At 67.2% G+C, this 19219-nt stretch carries 19 protein-coding genes; 8 read left to right on the forward strand and 11 right to left on the reverse strand.

Going from position 1 to position 19219, the window contains the following annotated elements; translation table 11 throughout:
• Positions 1 to 27: 27 nt before the first annotated feature.
• Both IPV08_RS15680 and IPV08_RS15685 read right to left on the reverse strand, forming a co-directional pair.
• Positions 28 to 843 carry a cobalamin-binding protein gene (locus tag IPV08_RS15680; RefSeq protein WP_207412530.1) on the reverse strand — a complete coding sequence of 272 codons (816 nt, stop codon included), beginning with the start codon at positions 841 to 843 and terminating at the stop codon, positions 28 to 30.
• 6 nt (positions 844 to 849) lie between these two features.
• Positions 850 to 1371, reverse strand: coding sequence for a DedA family protein (locus IPV08_RS15685; RefSeq protein WP_056257668.1), 522 nt, complete (start codon positions 1369 to 1371; stop codon positions 850 to 852).
• Between the two features lie 168 nt (positions 1372 to 1539).
• Between IPV08_RS15685 and pdxY the strand changes: the two genes are divergently transcribed.
• From pdxY to IPV08_RS15700, 3 genes are read left to right on the forward strand one after another with little or no spacing between them, the layout of a single operon-like run.
• Complete coding sequence (gene pdxY, locus IPV08_RS15690; RefSeq protein ID WP_056428789.1) at positions 1540 to 2388, forward strand: pyridoxal kinase PdxY; 849 nt, start codon at positions 1540 to 1542, stop codon at positions 2386 to 2388.
• A gap of 23 nt (positions 2389 to 2411) precedes the next feature.
• Entirely contained in the window at positions 2412 to 3308 is an 897-nt protein-coding gene (locus IPV08_RS15695; RefSeq protein ID WP_207412531.1) for a PhzF family phenazine biosynthesis protein, read from the forward strand.
• The gene (locus tag IPV08_RS15700; protein WP_207412532.1) at positions 3301 to 4035 is read left to right on the forward strand and encodes an NUDIX hydrolase; all 735 of its coding nucleotides are present in this window, start codon (positions 3301 to 3303) and stop codon (positions 4033 to 4035) included. Before IPV08_RS15695 ends, IPV08_RS15700 begins: the two co-directional genes overlap by 8 nt.
• Before the next feature lie 39 nt (positions 4036 to 4074).
• Here IPV08_RS15700 and IPV08_RS15705 read toward each other — a convergent pair whose 3' ends face one another.
• From IPV08_RS15705 to cobS, 3 genes are read right to left on the reverse strand one after another with little or no spacing between them, the layout of a single operon-like run.
• Positions 4075 to 4767, reverse strand: a complete 693-nt coding sequence (locus tag IPV08_RS15705) for a TIGR02281 family clan AA aspartic protease (protein WP_207412533.1) — start codon at positions 4765 to 4767, stop codon at positions 4075 to 4077.
• On the reverse strand, positions 4764 to 4982 hold the full coding sequence (locus tag IPV08_RS15710; protein WP_207412534.1) for a DUF1289 domain-containing protein: 219 nt from the start codon (positions 4980 to 4982) through the stop codon (positions 4764 to 4766). Before IPV08_RS15710 ends, IPV08_RS15705 begins: the two co-directional genes overlap by 4 nt.
• Positions 4983 to 5035: 53 nt before the next feature.
• Positions 5036 to 5866, reverse strand: coding sequence for an adenosylcobinamide-GDP ribazoletransferase (cobS, locus tag IPV08_RS15715; RefSeq protein WP_207412535.1), 831 nt, complete (start codon positions 5864 to 5866; stop codon positions 5036 to 5038).
• A gap of 99 nt (positions 5867 to 5965) precedes the next feature.
• On the opposite strand from cobS, the gene cobT reads away from it, so the two are divergent.
• Complete coding sequence (gene cobT / locus IPV08_RS15720) at positions 5966 to 7015, forward strand: nicotinate-nucleotide--dimethylbenzimidazole phosphoribosyltransferase (protein WP_207412536.1); 1050 nt, start codon at positions 5966 to 5968, stop codon at positions 7013 to 7015.
• A 51-nt stretch (positions 7016 to 7066) separates the two neighbouring features.
• Here cobT and IPV08_RS15725 read toward each other — a convergent pair whose 3' ends face one another.
• The gene (locus tag IPV08_RS15725; protein WP_207412537.1) at positions 7067 to 8614 is read right to left on the reverse strand and encodes a HAMP domain-containing sensor histidine kinase; all 1548 of its coding nucleotides are present in this window, start codon (positions 8612 to 8614) and stop codon (positions 7067 to 7069) included.
• Between the two features lie 259 nt (positions 8615 to 8873).
• On the opposite strand from IPV08_RS15725, the gene IPV08_RS15730 reads away from it, so the two are divergent.
• Both IPV08_RS15730 and IPV08_RS15735 read left to right on the forward strand, forming a co-directional pair.
• Complete coding sequence (locus IPV08_RS15730; RefSeq protein ID WP_056428807.1) at positions 8874 to 9329, forward strand: (2Fe-2S)-binding protein; 456 nt, start codon at positions 8874 to 8876, stop codon at positions 9327 to 9329.
• Between the two features lie 79 nt (positions 9330 to 9408).
• Positions 9409 to 11625, forward strand: coding sequence for a xanthine dehydrogenase family protein molybdopterin-binding subunit (locus tag IPV08_RS15735; RefSeq protein ID WP_056428967.1), 2217 nt, complete (start codon positions 9409 to 9411; stop codon positions 11623 to 11625).
• A 38-nt stretch (positions 11626 to 11663) separates the two neighbouring features.
• Here IPV08_RS15735 and IPV08_RS15740 read toward each other — a convergent pair whose 3' ends face one another.
• Positions 11664 to 12485, reverse strand: a complete 822-nt coding sequence (locus IPV08_RS15740) for an alpha/beta hydrolase (protein WP_207412538.1) — start codon at positions 12483 to 12485, stop codon at positions 11664 to 11666.
• A 148-nt stretch (positions 12486 to 12633) separates the two neighbouring features.
• Between IPV08_RS15740 and IPV08_RS15745 the strand changes: the two genes are divergently transcribed.
• The gene (locus IPV08_RS15745; RefSeq protein WP_207412539.1) at positions 12634 to 13254 is read left to right on the forward strand and encodes a uracil-DNA glycosylase family protein; all 621 of its coding nucleotides are present in this window, start codon (positions 12634 to 12636) and stop codon (positions 13252 to 13254) included.
• 67 nt (positions 13255 to 13321) lie between these two features.
• Positions 13322 to 14020: an orotidine-5'-phosphate decarboxylase gene (gene pyrF / locus IPV08_RS15750; protein WP_207412540.1), complete on the forward strand. Its 699-nt coding sequence runs from the start codon at positions 13322 to 13324 to the stop codon at positions 14018 to 14020.
• Positions 14021 to 14033: 13 nt separating this feature from the next.
• On the opposite strand, the gene IPV08_RS15755 is transcribed toward pyrF, so the two are convergent.
• The 4 genes from IPV08_RS15755 to IPV08_RS15770 form a co-directional block, all read right to left on the reverse strand.
• On the reverse strand, positions 14034 to 14702 hold the full coding sequence (locus IPV08_RS15755) for a TetR/AcrR family transcriptional regulator (RefSeq protein ID WP_207412541.1): 669 nt from the start codon (positions 14700 to 14702) through the stop codon (positions 14034 to 14036).
• Positions 14703 to 15153: 451 nt separating this feature from the next.
• Positions 15154 to 15351, reverse strand: a complete 198-nt coding sequence (locus IPV08_RS15760; protein WP_056428824.1) for a hypothetical protein — start codon at positions 15349 to 15351, stop codon at positions 15154 to 15156.
• Between the two features lie 153 nt (positions 15352 to 15504).
• Complete coding sequence (locus tag IPV08_RS15765) at positions 15505 to 17298, reverse strand: NADPH-dependent assimilatory sulfite reductase hemoprotein subunit (RefSeq protein ID WP_207412542.1); 1794 nt, start codon at positions 17296 to 17298, stop codon at positions 15505 to 15507.
• Between the two features lie 80 nt (positions 17299 to 17378).
• Positions 17379 to 19148, reverse strand: coding sequence for a flavodoxin domain-containing protein (locus tag IPV08_RS15770; RefSeq protein ID WP_207412543.1), 1770 nt, complete (start codon positions 19146 to 19148; stop codon positions 17379 to 17381).
• Between the last annotated feature and the right edge of the window lie 71 nt (positions 19149 to 19219).

The following is a 19219-nucleotide window of genomic DNA, read 5'->3' on the forward strand; positions in this document are numbered from 1 at the left end:
TCTCGAATCGACTGGTCCGCCAGGGAATCAGGTCGGCCCGCCCTTGTCACCTGCGGCAGCCTGCCCGCCCGCCAGTGCGGCGCGGATCGCGTCGAACCCGTCGGTCAGCGCCGCCGGCCCGGGCTGCAGGATCAGAGGCGACTTGATCTCGTGGATACGCCCCGCCGCCACGGCGGGGATCACATCCCAGCCCGGCCGCTCGCGGATCCGCGCCATGTTCACCCGCTTGCCGCACCACGAGGCGAGGATGACGTCCGGCTGCGCGGCGATCACCTGTTCGGAGGTGACGATCCTGTCCTTGGCCGCCGGCTGGCGGGCGAGTTCGGGAAAGACGTCGTCGCCGCCGGCATAGCCGATGAGTTCGGAGACCCAGCCGATGCCAGAGATCATCGGCTCGTCCCATTCCTCGAAATAGACTGTCAGGCGGGGCGGGCCGGCATTGTCGAGGGCGGCGGCGCCGAGGCGGTGGGCGTAACCCTGGGCCAGCGCGTCGGCCTTCTCGCTGGCCCCGACCAGAGCGCCCACGGTACGGATCATCGCGAGGCAGCCGGCGACGTCGCGCTGGTTGAAGAGATGGACCGAGATTCCGGCGCGGGCGAGGTCGGCGACGATCTCGGCCTGCATGTCGGAAAAGGCGAGGACGAGATCAGGCTGCAGGGCGAGGATTTTCGGCAGGTCGGCGCTGGTGAAGGCCGAGACGCGCGGCTTCTCCTTGCGGACGCGGGCAGGCCGCACGGCATAGCCGGACACGCCGACGATCCTGTCCTCCTCACCCAGCAGATAGAGGGTCTCGACGGTTTCCTCGGTGAGGCAGACGATGCGTTCGGGCGGGAACCGGCGCATCCGGCGTCAGGAGTTGAAGAAGCTGATGACGCCCGCGCCCGGCGCGAGCCAGACGAAGGCCCAGACGAAGGCCGAACTCCAATTGGCCAGCTGGAACGGCAGGCGCGGCACCTCGAACATGCCGGCGATGAGCGGCACCACCGCGCGGGCCGGGCCGATGAACCGGCCGATGACGATGCCCCAGGCGCCGTAGCGCCGGCAGAAATCCTCGCCCTTGGCAACCATCTGCGGATAGCGGCTCATCGGCCAGATCGACTTGGCGCCGTGCTGGAAGTAGCGGCCGATCTCGTAGGACACCCAATCCCCGAGCCCGGCGCCGATACCGCCCGCGATCACCATCGGCCAGAACGGGATGCCGCTGGCACCGATCAGCGCGCCGATGGCCACCAGCAGCACCGTGGCGGGGACCAGGATCGACAGGAAGGCCAGGGATTCGCAAAAGGCGAGCACCGCGATGATGAGGGGTGCCCATTCCTTGTGCGTCTCCACGAAGGTCAGGATCGTGGTCTTCAGCGCTTCGAAATCCATGGATGCCCCTGCTCGTCGCGCCCGATGTGCGGGAAGGCCGCGATTCCGGCAAGGGTCGATCTCGTCACGAAGGGGGCCTCACGTCGGTTGTGAATGCACCGTGGGACAAAACCGGCTACGACGCTGCCCGTCGCGCTCGCACCCGTCGAAGCAAGGCCGAATACGCCGATGAGAATTCTATCGATCCAATCGCACGTCGCCTTCGGCCATGTGGGCAATGCCTCGGCGGTGTTTCCCATGCAGCGGCTCGGCGTCGAGGTCTGGCCGATCCATACCGTGCAGTTCTCCAACCATACCGGCTACGGCGCCTGGCGCGGCCGTGTGTTCGATGGGCCGATGATCGAGGACCTCGTGCTCGGTATCGCGGAGCGCGGCATGCTCGGGCAATGCGATGGCGTCCTGTCCGGCTATATGGGCTCGGCCGATATCGGCACCGCCATCGTGCGGGCCGTGGCGGCGGTGCGGAGCGCCAACCCAAAGGCGCTGTATTGCTGCGATCCGGTGATGGGCGATACCGGGCGAGGCATCTATGTCCGCCCCGGCATCCCTGAATTCCTGCGGGATCAGGCTCTGCCCGCCGCCGACATCGTCACCCCGAACCAGTTCGAGCTGAACTTCCTGTCGGGCCTGCCCACCGGCACCCTCGGCGAGGCCAAGGCCGCGGTGGCGGCGATCCAGGCTTTGGGGCCGCGCGTCGTGCTGGTGACGTCCCTGGTCACCGAGGACACCCCGTCCGAGTCCATCGACCTGATGGCGGGGGAGGGCGGCCTGTTCTGGCGCCTGCGCACCCCGCGCCTCGCCCTCGACGTGAACGGAGCGGGCGATGCCATCGCGGCCCTGTTCCTCGTCCATTACGCCCGCACCGGCTCGGCGGCTTTGGCTTTGGGCATGGCCGGTGCTTCGGTCTACGGGCTCCTGCGCCGCACGGCCGAGGCGGGTTCGCGCGAGATCCTCACCGTCGACGCGCAGGACGAGTTCGTGGCACCCAGCGAGACGTTTCCCGTAGAGCCGATCTGATGGTCAACGAAAAGGAAAAGCCGATGAGCCGCCGCTTCGTCACCCTCGACGTCTTCACCGACACGCCCTTTGCCGGGAATCCGCTGGCCGTGGTGCTGGATTCGGAAGGGCTCGACGACGCGGCGATGCAGCGGATTGCGGGTGAGTTCAACCTGTCCGAGACGGTGTTCGTGCTGCCGCCGACGGAAGCACGCCACAAGGCCCGCCTCCGCATTTTCACGCCCACGCGCGAGCTTCCGTTCGCCGGCCACCCGACGCTCGGGGCGGCGATCCTGCTGGCATTGCACGATGCGAAATCCGGACTCACCGACGCCACCGCCTTCGGTCTCGAAGAGACGATCGGCACCGTGGCCTGCGTCGTCGAAGCGGGCGAGGGGCGCGGCCGTGGGCGCTTCAAGCTCCCGATCCTGCCGCAATACGATGGCGAGGGACCGGACGCGACGCTCCTCGCGCAGATGATCGGGTTGGAGACGCAGGATATCGGCTTCGGGCGCCACGTGCCGAGCCGGCACACGGCAGGGCCGGCTTTCCTGTTCGTGCCGGTCAATACGCGGGCGAAGCTCGACGCGGCGCGTGTGGACCTCGCCGCCTTCTCCACCCTGGATCCTCAGACGGCGCTCTACCTCTACGCAATGGACCCGGAGGGCCTCGGCCTCCGCTTCCAGACCCGGATGTTCGCGCCTCATCTCGGAGTGACGGAGGACCCGGCAACGGGGTCCGCCGCCGCGGCCTTCGCCGGCGTGATGATGGAGTTCGAGCCTCTCGGTGACGGCGAGCACGATGTCCTGATCCGCCAGGGCGTCGCCATGGGCCGTCCGAGCGAGATCGCGCTCCAACTGGTCATCGAATCCGGAGCCCTCCAATCCGTCGAGATCGGTGGTTCGGCCGTGGTGATGAGTGAGGGGACCCTGCTTGTCTGATGGCTTCACCCTCACGCGGATCGAGGGGGTGACGGCGCGGCTGGTGCCGTTCGCATGGGAATGGGCGCAGGCCAACGCGGCTCTCATCTCCGAGAACTGGCGTCGGCGCTGCGCCGCACGGTCCGGGCTGTTCGACGGACGCGTCCTCCTCGCGAAATCGTGCCGGCTCGAGGGGGCATTCTGTTCCGTCGAACTGTTCGAGACGTCCTACGCGAGCTTCATCACCCACAAGGACCTGGGCTCCCACGACCCCACCGTTCTGAACGCCTTCGCGGCCATTGCCCCTCACGGGTCGGATGGCGTCGTGCTTCTCGGTGTCATGGGCGCTCACACGGCCAATGCCGGGCAGGCTTATTTCCCCTGCGGCACGCCGGATCTCGATGACGTGCGTGACGGTGACACGGTCGATCTGGCCGGAAGCGCGGAGCGCGAGTTCGTCGAGGAGACCGGCATGGCACTTCCGGCCGGTGCGCAGAACCAATGGCTTCTGCTTCGCGGAAAGAGCCAAGCGGCATTTCTGCGGCCCGTGACGTTCCCCGATCAGGCAAACACACTGCGGCAGGACATGGAGCGCCATCGCCTCGCCGAAATCGAGCCGGAACTGGCTGGTTTCATCACGGTCGCGTCCAGCGACGAGATCGACCCCCGGTCGATGCCCGACTTCGTCCAGGCTTACCTTCGCTACGCATTCCCGTCGTCGAGCGCGTCCGCATCCTCGAACGGCTGACGCGAAGCCAGGGCTGGAGTCGATATCGCGCGGGCCGCCCTATCGGACCGGGCGCAGGACCAGCCGGTCGCCCCGCACCTCGTAGGAGCCGAGCCTGTCGAGAAAGCTCATCCCGAGGAGGTTGCCCGACAAGGCGCCGCGGCGGCTCACCAGGGCCGAGACGCGCCGTTCGGTGATCGTGCCCACGGTGAGGCTGTCGAGATAGACGGGGGCGGCCATCGCGGTGCCGTTGGCGGTCGAGACCCGGATCGAGAAGTCGGAGTCCGGCGGCGCGATCCCGATGGCGGCCGCGTTCTCCGCCGTGAGGACGACGGAACTCGCGCCCGTATCGAACTGGAAGACCTGGGCGCGGCCGTTCACCTCTGCCCGCACGGAGAAGGCCCCGTCCGCCCGGCGGTTGATCGTGACGCTTCCATCGCCGGATGTGACGGCGCTGCCGGGCCGCAGCGTCCCGACAAGGCGATTGCCGACATCCCCGGCCTCCTCCTTGTAGGCGTAGCCCGCGACCAGGGCGACGGTGAGGGCGGCCCAGAACAGCAGCGCCTTCAGGTTGGTGCCGATCTGTTGGCTGAACCGATGCCAGAACCCGGCGAGGAAGATCGTCAGCAGGGTTCCGCTGAAGGCGAGGCGTGCGAGCTGGTCCTTGTCCAGCCCGGCCACCGTGCTCTCACCATCCGAGAGGACGAGAAAGGCGACGATGCCGAGAAGGATCGCGAGGGCGGCGTAGATCATGGCCCGGCCACGGCCTTCCCACGCAGGGGATAAGCGGCGCGAAGGCGATGTCCGAGGGTCGCCATGATGGCTTGCCGCTTCGTCTCCGACAGCGAGCCCCACATCCCGATCTCTTCGCGCGTGCGTCCGCAGCCCTCGCAGAGCCCGGTCGCCGCGTCGAGAATGCAGAGCTTCGTGCAGGGGCTCGAAGCCCTCGGGGCGACAGGCTGGGTCATGGCCGTTCCATGCCCTCAGGCGTGGGTCGCGATCAAGCGCCAAAGTGCCATGGTCAGCGCGGGACCGTCGCCACGAGGCCGAGAAGCGCCGCGATCTCCGCCACCTGCTGGCAGGCTCCGATGACGTCGCCGGTCTGGCCGCCGATCTTGGCGCGGGCCAGGGCGGTGAGGCCGAGGGATGCTCCCAGCGCCAGGGCGGGCATCAGCACCATGCCGAGGACGGGCAAGCCGGCGATCCAGCCAATCGCGACGAAGACGAGGGTGAGAGACGCGACGATTGCGATGGTCCGGCGATCGGGCACGCCCACCGACGCGCCCGCCCCGCCGGGACGGGCGGGGCCGAGCAGCACCATCGGCGCGAGCGCGGCGCTGCGCGAAAGGGACGCGGCCAGCAGGAGAGCCATCGCCGCCATGGCCCCGGTGCGATCGAGAAGGGTCGCGAATGCGCCGATCCTCAGGGCGAGGGTCAGGACGAGGGCGACGCCGCCATAGGCGCCGATCCGGCTGTCGCGCATGATCTCGATGCGGCGCTCGCGCGTCGCGCCGCCGCCGAACCCGTCCGCCACGTCCGCGAGACCGTCCTCGTGCAGCGCCCCCGTCACCAGCGTCCCCACCGCCACCGCGAGGGTCGCCGCCAGGAACGGCCCGAGATCCAGCCCCCAAGCGACGAGCAGGATCAGCGCGGAGGGCAGGGCGAGGATGAGACCCGCCACGGGCAGCAGCCGCGGCAGGGTGCGGAAGTCGGGCAAGCGATGCGGGTCGCCCTCGCCGGGAAGGCGCGGCACCGGTAGCCTCGAATAGAACCGCAGGCACGCCGCGAGATCGTAGGCCAACGAAGCGCCGGGAAACGTGTCTTCCGGTTCCAGATCCCGGCCTTGTGTCATGGAGGCCTGCCTTCACCGTTCGCGCCCCGTTGGTTATAGCTCGCCCCACAGGCAGGCCGCCATACCGGACGCGCCGAGACCCAAGGCAAGTTTCGCGCGATGACCCAGACACCCCCGACCAACGATCATTCCGACCAGACGCCGTTCTCCGACATCCGCCGCCTGATCGCCTCCGTGCCGGGCGCGGACCGGGATGCCGTCACGATGGTGCGCGAGCGGGATGCGCTGCTGACGAAGCCGGCCGGTGCGCTGGGTCGCCTCGAGAACCTCGTCGAATGGCTCGCGGCCTGGCAGGGCAAGGGCCAGCCCAGCCTCGACCGCCCTCTCGTCTGCGTCTTCGCCGCCAGTCACGGGGTCACCAAGCGCGGTGTCTCCGCCTTCCCGGCGGAGGTGAACCGCCAGATGCTCGACAATTTCGCGGCGGGCGGTGCCGCGATCAATCAGCTCTGTGCCGCCTACGGCCTCGGCTTCAAGGTCTTCGACCTCGCCATCGATCTTCCCACCGGCGACATCTGCGAAGGCCCGGCCTTCACCGAGAAGGAATGCGTGGCCACCATGGCCTTCGGGATGGAGGCCATCGCCGCCGGCACGGATTGCCTCGGCCTCGGCGAGATGGGGATCGGCAACACCACCATCGCGGCGGCCATCTACGCGGCGCTTTACGGTGGCGAGGCGGCGCATTGGGTCGGGCGTGGCACCGGCGTCGATGCGGCCGGGATCGAGCGCAAGGTCGCGGCCGTGGAGGCCGCCTTGGCCTTCCATGCCGGCCATCTCGACGACCCGCTTCAGGTGCTGTCGCGCCTCGGAGGCCGCGAGATCGCCGCGATGGCCGGCGCCATCCTGGCAGCGCGGATGCAACGCATCCCCGTGGTCATCGACGGCTACGTGGCGACGTCGGCCGCAGCGATCCTCCACGCCATCGATCCCACGATGCTGGACCATTGCCTCGCCGGCCATGTCTCGGCGGAGGGGGCCCATGCGGAAGTTCTGGAACGCCTCGGACTGGTGCCGCTGCTGGCTCTTGGGATGCGGCTGGGCGAAGCGTCGGGCGCCGCCCTCGCCATCGGTCTCCTGAAAGGCGCGCTCGCCTGCCACCGCGACATGGCGACCTTCGCCCAGGCGGGGGTATCGGGGCGCAGCGAGGCATAAACCGGCGCGACCCGCCGCGCGGATCTCGACTTCGCGCGGCTCCAGCCCGGTTCAGGCTGCGCGGGCCGCGCTTCGGCGACCGCGCAAGGTCGTCCCTGAATCCGTTTCCTCGGGGAGGTTGAGGGCCGGCAGCGTGTCCATCACGCGGCTCGCCGGGAAGATCACCACGACCTCCGTCCCCTCGCGCGGCTTCGACTTCAGGTGGAAGTTGCCGCCATGCAGGTCGACCAGCCCCTTCACGATGGGCAGGCCGAGACCCGACCCCTGTTCGGCCGTCTTGATCGCCAGGGAGCCGCGACCGAACGACGACATGACCGTGCCGAGTTCGTCCTCGGGAATGCCCGGCCCGCTATCCTTCACGCTGACATATTGCCCGCCCGACGCGGTCCACCCGACCTTGATCGTAATGTCGCCGCCCGGCGGCGTGAATTTCACCGCGTTGGACAGGAGGTTGAGCACGATCTGGCGCAAGGCCCTCTCATCCGCCCAGATGCGGGGGAGGGCGGGATCGATGAATTCGTGGAAGGCTTGACCCTTTCCACGCGCCCGTAGGGCGACCATGTGGCGGCACTCGTCCACCGCATGGGCAAGCTGGATCGCCTCCTCGTTGAGCTCGTAGCGCCCTGCCTCGATGCGCGACAGGTCAAGGATCTCGTTGATGAGGTTGAGCAGGTGCATCCCGCTATCGTGGATGTCGCCGGCATATTCCTTGTACGACGGAGCCACGTGGGCGCCGAAAACCTCGTTCTTCATCACCTCCGAGAACCCCAGGATGGCGTTCAGCGGCGTCCGCAATTCGTGGCTCATGGTCGCGAGGAAACGCGACTTGGCGAGATTGGCCTCCTCCGCGCGTCGCCGCGCCTCGTCGGAATTGCCCTTCGCCTGTTCCAGTTCGATGAAGATCGCGTCCTTTTCCGCCTGCGATTTCAGCGCCCCCACGGCCGACGCGTAGACGCGGCGGGCGAGCCCGAGGAAGAAGATCTGCGATCCGACCACCATGGTGACGAGCAGGATCGTGTCCATGTCCTGCGAGAACGCCAGCAGGGAGAGCGCCGCCAGGATCAGCGGGAGCAGCGCGGCGGCGGCGGCGGCGGGCAGTGTCGCCGCCAGCATCGCGGCCACCGCGGCGGCGATGACGAGGCCGAACAGTACGAAAATGCGGGCGCTGGGCGCGGCCACGAGGATCATCAGGGCCCATGCCGAACTCTGGACGATCTCGCTGAGCATGAAGGCGCTGCGCCAGCGTCTCACCGAGACGGTGTCCGCCGATTGCCGGAGGAAATGTTTGGTCAATCCCATCGAAAGGCCGACGCCGCAGATCAGGCAGACGGCCCAGGACAGGGCGACGGGAATCGGCACCCACAGGGAGGACGCCCCGGCGATGACGAGCCCCAGGACGGCATGGGTCAGCCCGGCCCCCGAACGGTACTCGGCATAGATCCGGAGCAGCTCGTAATCGAAGGCGCGTTCGAGCCCGTTCGTCGAGGTCAGCCGCTCGCGTGCCGAACGGATGTCTCGGGCCACTTTGCGGCGGCGAACGGATTCCGGTGCCGAAGGACCGCGTCCACGCTGAACCATCTCCGCTGTCAGGTCCGACATCACCGTCTTGGGGATCTTGCGAGGGAAAACGGAGGTCGAAAGGACCTCGGCCTGTCGGTGCAGCGACAAGGCCAAGGTGCGCCAGATACGTTAAGAACGGCCTGCCGCGATTCGAACACTTGTCTCTAAATCGCGTGGCTTCACTCCGCTGGCACCTATGCAGGCCCCGATCCGGCTGCCCGCCTGGTGTGCGAAAGCGCACATTTCCCAGGTCGATTCAGTATTTAGAAGTAGTCGAACTTAAAGTCGGAGAGATGTCATGCTGAAGCTGAATGTCGACGGTGCGTCGCATGAAGTCGATGCCGATCCCGACATGCCGCTCCTCTGGGCGTTGCGCGATCATCTGGGCAAGACCGGTACGAAATATGGGTGCGGCATCGCTCAATGCGGCGCCTGCACGGTGCATCTCGACGGCCAGCCCGTCCGCTCCTGCCAGACCCGCATCGGCGATGTGGGCGAGGCGAAGATCACGACGATCCAGGGTGTGTCCGGGAGGGTGGCGGAGGCGGTCCAGACCGCGTGGCGCGGCCTCGATGTGGTCCAGTGCGGTTATTGCCAATCGGGCCAGATCATGTCGGCCATCGGTCTGCTTTCGACCACGCCGAAGCCAAGCGACGCCGAGATCGACAGTGCCATGGACGGCAACATCTGCCGCTGCGGCACCTATCAGCGTGTCCGCGCCGCGATCCACGAAGCCGCGCGCTCCCTCGCCTGATCCGCACCGAAGGCCGGCCCAAGGGCCGGCACTCTCCTGAACCCATGCAATGCCCGCCGTCGTCGCCCTGGAGGAAGCCATGCTGAAGGTCCGTCAGACCAAATCCGAGGCGGCCGCCCCCCGTCCGTCGCGCCGCGCCTTCCTTGGCGGAGCCGGCGTCGCGGCCGGCGCCTTGGTGATCGGCTTCACCCTCGACCCCGCCAAGCCGGTGCGCGCGGCGGCCGGGCCCGATCTCTCCTCCGCCCCGGCTCAACCGAACGCCTTCGTGCGGATCGCCGCCGACGACACCGTCACCGTGCTGATCAAGCATCTGGATATGGGGCAGGGCAATACGACGGGTCTGGCCACCATCCTGGCCGACGAACTCGATGCCGACTGGTCGCGCGTGCGCGTGGCCTTCGCTCCCGCCGATGCGAAGCTCTACAACAATCTGCTGATGGGGCCGATCCAGGGGACCGGCGGTTCGACCGCCGTGGCCAATTCCTGGTTCCAGCTTCGCAAGGCCGGTGCCGCCGCCCGCGCGATGCTCGTCACCGCGGCGGCCGAGAAATGGTCCGTCCCGGCCTCCGAGATCACGGTCTCGAACGGCACGGTCAGCCACCTCGCCTCGAAGCGCGAGGAGCGGTTCGGCGCCCTGGCGGAAGCCGCCGCGGCGGTGCCCGTGCCACAGCAGCCGAAGCTGAAGGACCCGAGCCAATGGGTTCATATCGGCAAGAAGCGTCCGCGCCTCGACTCCGCTGCCAAGACGGACGGCACCGCGATCTATTCCATGGACATCCGCCGGCCGGGCCAGGTGACTGCAGTGGTGGCACATGCCCCGCGTTTCGGCGGCATTGTGGCGAAGGTCGACGACAAGGCCGCGCGTGCGGTGCCGGGCGTCATCGACGTGGTGACGATCCCCACGGGCGTCGCCGTTCTCGCCAAGGATACGTGGTCGGCCATGAAGGGCCGCGACGCTCTCTCGGTCACCTGGGATGAGAGCGCTGCGGAGAAGCGCTCCTCGGACACGATCCTCGCCGAGTATCGCGAGACGGCCAAGCGCCCCGGAATCGTCGCGTCGGAGAAGGGCGATCCCGCCGCCGCTCTCGCCGGTTCGGCCAAGGTCATCGAGGCGGAATTCACCTTCCCCTACCTCGCCCACGCCGCGATGGAGCCTCTGAACGCCACGATCGAGCGCGCATCCGACGGCAGCTACGACATCTATGCCGGCCTGCAATTCCAGACGATCGAACAGGCAGTCGCCGCCGCGACCCTCGGCGTGACGGCCGACAAGGTCAGGCTGCACACGCAATGGGCCGGCGGATCGTTCGGGCGACGGGCGACGCCGACGGCCGATTACATCGCCGAGGCGGCCTCGATCATGAAGGCGACCGGCGGCAAGGCGCCGGTCCATCTGGTCTGGACCCGCGAAGACGACATGGCGGGCGGCTATTACCGCCCGATGGTGCTCCACACCCTCAAGGCCGGGATCGACGCCAAGGGCGCCGTGACCGGCTGGCAGCACCGGATGGTGGGCAAATCGATCATGATCGGCTCGCCCTTCGAGGCGATGCTGGTCAAGAACGGCGTCGATTCCACCACCGTCGAGGGCGCATCGGACACGCCCTACGCCATCCCGGCCTACCGGTTCGAGGTCCATAACGCCCGTGAGGGCGTTCCCGTCCTGTGGTGGCGCTCGGTGGGCCACACCCATACGGCGCAGGCGATGGAGGTGTTCATCGACGAGCTGGCCCATGCCGCAGGGGCCGACCCGCTGGCTTACCGCCTCGGGATGCTCGGCGGCGCGCCGCGCCTCTCCGCCGTCCTGAAGCTCGCCGCCGAGAAGGCGGATTGGGCCAAGCGCAGTAGCGGCAAGGGGCAGGGCCTCGGCATCTCGGCGCACGAATCCTTCGGCTCCTACGTGGCGATGGTGGCCGACATCACGGCGGATGGGAGCCATGTGAAGGTCAACCGCATCGTCGCGGCGGTGGATGTGGGCATCGCCGTCAACCCCGACGTGATCCGCGCCCAGGTGGAAGGATCGGTCGGCTTCGCGCTCTCCTCCGTGCTGCGCAACAGGATCACGCTGACGGACGGGGTGGTGCAGGAGAAGAACTTCGACGCCTACGAGCCGACGCGCATGAGCGAGATGCCGGTGGTGGAGGTCCATATCGTGGCCTCCGACGTTGCCCCGACCGGCATCGGCGAGCCGGGTGTGCCCGTCATCGCCCCGGCGATCTCGAACGCAATCTTTGCCGCGACAGGCCAGAGGCTGCGCTCGCTTCCCCTCGACCTGAGCGGGTTGAAGGGGGTCTGAGCTCGACCGCGAGCGCGCCTCCGCCAATCGCGGCGGCGTCAGCGCCTCAGGAAGTCGATGAGGTCCGTCGTCAGACGCTCGTGATGGGTGAGCGGGATCGCGTGCGGAGCCCCCTCGTAGATTTCGAATTCCGCGCTCGGCACGGCTGAGGCCGCGACCTTTCCGCTGACGTCGATCGGCACCGTCTGGTCGGCATCGCCATGGATGATCAGGCAGGGCACCGTCACCTTCGCCATGTCGGGACGGAAATCGGTCTCGGAGAAGGCCTTCACGCAGGCGATGGTGGCCTTGGGCGAGGCCAGCATGGCGACCTGCCCGGCCCAGGCGATCATCTCAGGCGATGCCGGCGAGGTGAACATGCCGGCACCGAAAAAGCCCTTGTTGAAATTGGCGAGGAAGGACGGCCGATCCATCCTCAGCCCGTCGATGATCTCCTCGAACACGCTGGCATCAACGCCGTCGGGATGGTCCGGGGTCTTCAGCATCATCGGCGTCACCGCCGAGATCAGGACCGCCTGTGAGATCCGGGCGCTGCCGTGCCGCGACAGGTAGCGCACCACCTCTCCGCCCCCCATGGAAAATCCGACCAGGGTCACGTCGGTGAGGTCGAGGGCGTCCAGCACCGCTTTCAGGTCGTCGGCGAACGTATCGTAATCGTAGCCCTGCCACGGCTGCTCCGAGCGTCCGAAGCCACGGCGGTCATACGCGATGGTCCTGAAGCCCGCCTCGGCCACGGGCACCATCTGATATTCCCACATATCCGCGTCGAGGGGCCAACCGTGGAGGAACACGACGGGCCGCCCGTGACCCCAATCCTTGTAGTAGAGGCTGGTGCCGTCCTGCGCGGTGATGAAGGCCATGGGGTGCTCCCTGTGTTCCTCGGTAGGGCGTGCTCGCGGGGGAGGCCGGCGTCGTGGGCTCCTCCGACGATTCAAGCGCGGGGTGCGGCCTCTCGTTCCCACGTCCCGTACTCCCAGGATCCCGTGTTCACACTACCTGTCACGACGCATGACCTCGTTCGAATCGACCGCCGCGTCCCTCCGCGCCTGCCGCCTGTGCCGCGACGCGCCGCTCTATGGCGCGCCCCTGCCGCAGGAGCCCAAACCCATCGTCCAGGGCTCGAGTTCGGCGCGTCTCTGCATCGCCAGCCAGGCTCCGGGGAACCGGGCGCACAAGAGCGGTGTCCCGTTCATGGATCCGTCCGGCATCCGCCTGAGGTCGTGGCTCGGCCTCTCCGAGCCGGATTTCTACGACGCCACGCGGCTGGCCATCGTGCCCATGGGCGCGTGTTTCCCTGGCCTCGACGCGAAGGGGGGCGATAAGCCGCCGCGTCGTGAATGCGCCGAACGCTGGCGGGACACGCTGTTCGAGGGCCTGCCCGAGATGGAGCTCATCCTGGTCATCGGCCAATACGCGCAAGCCTGGCATCTCGGCCGGGTCGAGGGTGGTCTCACCGCCATGGTGCGCAACTGGCGAACCATTCTCGATGAGCCGCGCCGGCCGCGCGTGCTTCCCTTGCCGCACCCGTCCTGGCGGAACAACGGCTGGCTCCGGACCAATCCGTGGTTCGAGGCCGAATTGCTGCCGGTGCTGAAGGAGGAGGTTTCCCGGGTGATGACGCGTGGGTGACAGGGCCGCCCGCGTTGACATGGAGCGCCGTGGCGGCGATCCGTCACCTGATCCCCCGGAGCCTTCCATGTCCCACGCCGCCAACGATCCGCGAGACCGCCTCATCGTCGCCCTCGACCTGCCGAGCGTGGCCGAGGCCGAGGCGCTGGTGGACCGCATCGGCGATGCCGCGACCTTCTACAAGATCGGGTACCGGCTGGCCTATTCGGGCGGCCTTCCCCTGGTGCAGCGGCTTTCGAGAGCGGGCCTGAAGGTCTTCATCGACCTGAAGCTGCACGATATCGGCAATACCGTGGAAGACGGCGTTCGGGCGCTGTCCGACCTCGGCGCGACCTTCCTCACCGTCCATGCCTATCCGCAGACCATGCGCGCCGCCGTTCGGGGTGCCGGCCGGGGCGGGCCGACGATCCTCGCGGTCACCGTGCTCACCTCCTACGATCAGGCCGATGCGGACGAGGCGGGCTACGCCATGCCCATCGCGGATCTGGTGGCTTTGCGCGCAAGGCAGGCGGCCGAGGCCGGGATCGGCGGCATCGTCTGCAGTGCCGTCGAAGCAGCCTCCGTAAGGTCCGCCATCGGCCCGTCGCGGCTGGTCGTGACGCCCGGCATCCGCCCGGTGGGTGACGATCTCGGCGACCAGAAGCGCGTGTTGACGCCGGCGGCCGCCATGGCGGTGGGGATCGATCACATCGTCGTCGGCCGGCCGATCACCCAGAGCGCCGATCCTCGCGCCGCGGCGCAGGCGATCCTCGCTCAGATGGGCTGATGATCTCGGCGCGCTACAGCGGCTCGGCCGGTTCCCTGGCCTTGACCGGGGTGGTGGTCCCGGCGGGTTCGTGGAGCGCCCGCAACAGGAAGGCGATCATCGCATCGATGGGTGGCGCCGGCGCATTGGGGTACTGACTGACCAGAACGGGATGGCAATAGCGCGTGATCGCCACGTGCAGGCACGCGGCGGTGGTCGCGGGATCCTCGACCTGGAACTCGCCGCTGCGGACACCGTCCGTCACCACCCGCTCCAATGCCGCGCCGATCCGGTCGATATGGTGCCGGCACACCCCCCAACTCTCCGTCATGGCGGCTTCCACCATCTCATGGATGCGCGGGTTGTCCTTGCAGCGTTCGATACAGTCGCGGTGAAGCTCCCGGATGATTTCCGCGACCCGCTGGTCCGCGCTGAGGCCAGGAGCCACGGCGATGCCCGCGATCAGCGCCTCGACCTCACGGGTGACGCGTTCGACCACCGCCTCGTTGATGGCTTTCTTCGATTCGAAGAACCGATAGACATTGGCCGGGCTCATCCGGAGCGTCTTGGCGATGTCGGAGACGGTGGTCTTCTGGTAGCCGATCTCGCGAAAGAAACGCTCGGCCGTCGACAGAATCCTGCATCGTGTCGTGGGGGCCGCGTCTTCCAGGCTCGCCTGCAACGGGTCGACGGTGATTGTCATAAACGGACCCTAAATCTCCTGCCTCCAGCCGTCAAAAACACGGCGTTGAACAGTGGATCATCGCACGGAACAGATGAACGGTGCAGGAATGATCCCAGCGCTGAATCGAAGCGGCTCGTCCAGGAGACGGTGAGGTCGGCGGAAGGTCTCGTCGGACCATCACGAGCGAACGATTTGAAGTAGCGGCCGGCGCACCTTGGGACACCGCGTGGGATGTCCGGAGCCCCCCGTGTCTCTACCGCTCACGGATCGCTGACGGCGACGATCCACGATTGCGGGGCGGTCAACGTGCCGTCAGTGATACGACATTCAGGACAGGCAACCGTGACCGCCTCCGTTCCCGCGAAGAGATGAGGCGAAGGCGACTTCAATAACGAATGTCGGGCTCACGATACACATGAGCCGTGGCCGAAGCGGACGCTCACAACACCGACAGCAAGCGGGTGTGGGTTTACGAGCCGAACTGCGATCCGAGCTGTTCCAGATACTCGGCCAGGTCCACGCCGCCGACACGCTTGCCGTAATCGAACCGCATGCCCTGTCGGATATCGACGCTCGTCTGCTTCGTCGTCAGCGTGAAGGGCTTCACGCAGATCCAGGCGCCGTCGCGGCGATGTTCGAAGAAATTCAGGATCTCGTGCTTGGCCATCGCAGCCTCCGGTCGATTCTCCAGATCAACCGCTAAGCCGCGTCAGAGTTCAGGCGTCTCGAACTTATATTCGGTCCCCACTCGAGCTTGGCCGTAAAGACAAACCCCCGTGCACTGCAACATTGCCGAAGCAATGCACGGAGGAAGTTCGGTTCAGGCAACAGCCTTCAGGGCGCCGGTCTTCGTATGGAAGTCCGGTCCGTTGAAGGTTTTCTCGACATAGCCGGCGCGGATGAGGAAGTCGCCGAAGCGCTCGCCCGCCGTCTTGCCCTGCGCATAGGCCGCGAAGAGCGGATCGAGGATGGTCCTGATCTCGGAGCTGCTCACATCCTCGGCGTAGAGCTTGCCGAGGCGCGAACCATCGAAGGCGGCACCGAGATAGAGGTGGTAGCGCTCCGGGCCGCGACCGACGAAGCCGATCTCGGCGATGAACGGCCGGGCGCAGCCATTCGGGCAGCCGGTCATGCGGATCGTGATCTCGTCGTCCTGCAGCCCGTGCGAGGCGAGGCTCTCCTCCAGTTCCGTCATCAGATCCGGCAGGTAGCGTTCGCTCTCGGCGAGCGCCAATCCGCAGGTCGGCAGGGCGACGCAGGCGATGGAATTGCGACGCAGGGCGCTTGCGCCCTTCTGCATCCCGTACTCGTCCACCAGCGCCTCGATCTCCGCCCGCTTCTCGGACGGCACGTTGGCGATGATGACATTCTGGTTGCCGGTGAGGCGGAAGTCGCCCTCGTGGATCTCCGCGATCCGGCGCAGGCCCGCCAGAAGCTTCGGCCCGTCGCCCAGATCGTCCTTGATGCGGCCGGACGGGACGTAGAGGGTCAGGTGGTGGCGGCCATCGTCACCCTCGGTCCAGCCGAAGCGGTCGCCGTTGCCCGTGAAGGTGAAGGGTTTCGGGTCGGAGAGGGGCTTGCCGAAGCGCTTCTCCACCTCGGCGCGGAAGGCGGCGAGGCCGTAGCGCTCGATCGTGTATTTCAGACGGGCGTTCTTGCGGTTCTTGCGGTTGCCCCAGTCGCGCTGGACCGTCATCACCGCCTCGGCGACCCGCACCGCCTCGTCCGGCTTGCAGAACAGCATCACATCGGCGGTACGCGGGAACGTGTCCGGCTCGCCATGGGTCATGCCCATGCCGCCGCCGACCGTGACGTTCCAGCCGGTGACTTCGTTCTTCTTGTCGAGGATCGCGATGAAGCCGAGATCATGGGCGAAGACGTCGACTTCGTTCGACGGCGGCACCGCGATGACGATCTTGAACTTACGGGGCAGGTAGGTCTTGCCGTAGACGGGCTCGAATTCCGGTTCGCCGCCGATCACCTTCTCGCCATCGAGCCAGATCTCGCGCCAGGCATTGGTCTTCGGCAGGAGCGTGTCGGAGATCGCCTTGCCGAGATCGTATGCAGCCTTGTGGGCACCCGATTGGGCCGGATTCGTCGAGGCCATGACGTTGCGGTTCACGTCGCCGCACGCCGCGATGGTATCGAGCAGGGCTGCGTCGATGGCGGCCATGGTCCGCTTGAGGTTCGACTTGATGACGCCGTGATACTGGAAGGTCTGGCGGGTCGTCGCCCGCAACGTGCCGTTGGCGTAGGTGGTGGCGATGTTGTCGAGGACGAGCCATTGCTTGGGCGTGACGACGCCGCCGGCAATGCGCAGGCGGATCATGAAGCTGTAGGCCTTGTCGAGCTTCTTCTTGGTGCGCTCGGGGCGCAGGTCGCGATCGTCCTGCAGGTACATCCCGTGGAACTTCACGAGCTGGCCGTCATCCTCCGAGATCGCCCCGGTGGCATGCTTGAGCAGGCCATCCGCCAGGGTGCCGCGCAGGAAGCCGCTCGCGATCTTGATGTGCTCGTTATGCGCGAGGCCCGCCTCGCGGGCCGCGTCGGCCTCGTCGATCGGACGGGTCGTCGGCGGGGTCTCGTAGGTGCGGGGAGGAGTCAGGTCGTCCATGGCGATGATCCGGTCTTGTTCAATTCATTTTTGGGCGCCGCAAGCGCATCCCCATTTGAGCGGGGGAGGAACAACGCGCCCTAGTAGACGTCCTGCTGGTAGCGATGGGTCCGCTCCAGAGCCGCCACCGCGGCTTCGGCATCGGTGTCGCTCAGCGATTTGACCTCGGCATAGGCCTGGACGACGGCGTTGCGCACGTCCTTGGCCATCCGGTTCGCGTCGCCGCAGACATAGAAGCTGGCGCCGCCATCGAGCCATTCCACCACTTCCTTGGCGTGCTGGCGGATGCGGTCCTGTACGTAGATCTTCTCGGGCTGGTCGCGCGAGAAGGCGACGTCGATCTTCGTCAACGAGCGGTCTTCCAGGGCGTCCTGCCATTCGAGTTGGTAGAGGAAGTCGTGGGTGAAGTGGCGGTCACCGAAGAAGAGCCACGAGCGACCGGTGGCCTCGATGGCGCGGCGCTCCTGCACGAAGGCGCGGAACGGGGCGACGCCGGTGCCGGGGCCTACCATGATGATGTCCGTGGCCGGGTCCTGCGGCAGGCGGAAATGCCGGTTCGGCTTCAATTTCACCCGCAGCTTGGCGCCGTTCTTGATCCGGTCGGCCACATGGACCGAGGCGACGCCCGACCGGGAGCGGCCATGGCTGTCGTAACGAACGGCGACGATGGCGAGATGGACCTCGTCGCCCACTTCCTTGCGCGAGGAAGCGATGGAATAGGCCCGTGGTGGCAAGGGCCGCGTGATGGTGTTGAGATGCTCGGCCGAGAACGTCGCGGGAAAGGTCTCGATGAGATCGATGAGGTGGCGACCCTCGATCCAGGCTTTCACCTCACCGCTGTCGATGAGCTTCTGCGCCTCGGAATGGCCCGTCGCCTTCACGAATCGCTCCACCGTGGTGGCCGACAACGTGGTGATGTCGCGCTCCGCGAGGAGCGCCTTGCGCAGGCTCTCGTCCCCTGCGAGATTCGTCGCCTTCAGGATCTCCTCCACGAGGGCCGGATCGTTCTCCGGGTAGATCTCCAGCGAATCGCCGGGCTCGTAGGCGGGGGCACCGTCCGGGAATTCGAGCGCGAGGTGGATCGTCTCCTTGTCCGAAAGCGACGAGTTGAGGTTGATGTGATCCACCACCTCGACCACGACCGGTTCGCGGCTCGGCTCGGCATCGTCGTCCTCGACGGCGGCGCGGCCGGCGAAATCGACCGCCACGACGTTGTCGGCGCTCGGCGCGGGCGCCAGAGCCTTCAGGGTGTTCTTGATCCAATCGGCGGCGGGCTTGTCGAAATCGAGATCGAGATCGGCGCGGTCCACACTACGCTTTCCGCCCAGCGCCTCGAACCGCGCATCGAGCGCCTTCCCGATGGCGCAGAACTCCACATAGGAAGTGTCGCCGAGCGCCAGCACGCCGAAATTCACGCCGTCGAGGCGAGGGGCGCCGTCGGCCATCAATTCGTTATAGGCGCGGGTGGCGCGTGCCGGAGGCTCACCCTCGCCCCAGGTGGCGGCGATGGCGATCACGTTCTTCGCGCCGGGCAGCGTCGCGATGTCGAGGTCGGCGAAATCCACCACTTTCGGCTTGAAGCCGCTTTTCTTGGCGAGCTTGGCCACGGTGCCGGCCAGGGCTTCGCAATTGCCGGATTCACTTGCGTAGATGATCGTCAACGGCTCGGATGCCTTCGGCGGCGCTGCGGGTGCCACGGCATTCTGGCCGCCGGCCGCATCCAACCCCGCGAGGAAGCCCGCGAGCCAAGCGCGTTGGATCGGCGTCGCTCCGCCGAGGACCGAGTCGAGGCTCGCGCGTTCGCTGTCGTTGAACGGGGCGGTTTGGGGAAGGATCGCTTGTCGTGCCATCGGTAAGCCATGTCGTCCTGAGAGGCCGGCTGTCAACGGGATGTCCGTTTTACAGAACGACGTCGGGGTAG

The sequence above is a fragment of the Methylobacterium sp. SD274 genome, from assembly GCF_017355285.1.
GTDB lineage: Bacteria > Pseudomonadota > Alphaproteobacteria > Rhizobiales > Beijerinckiaceae > Methylobacterium.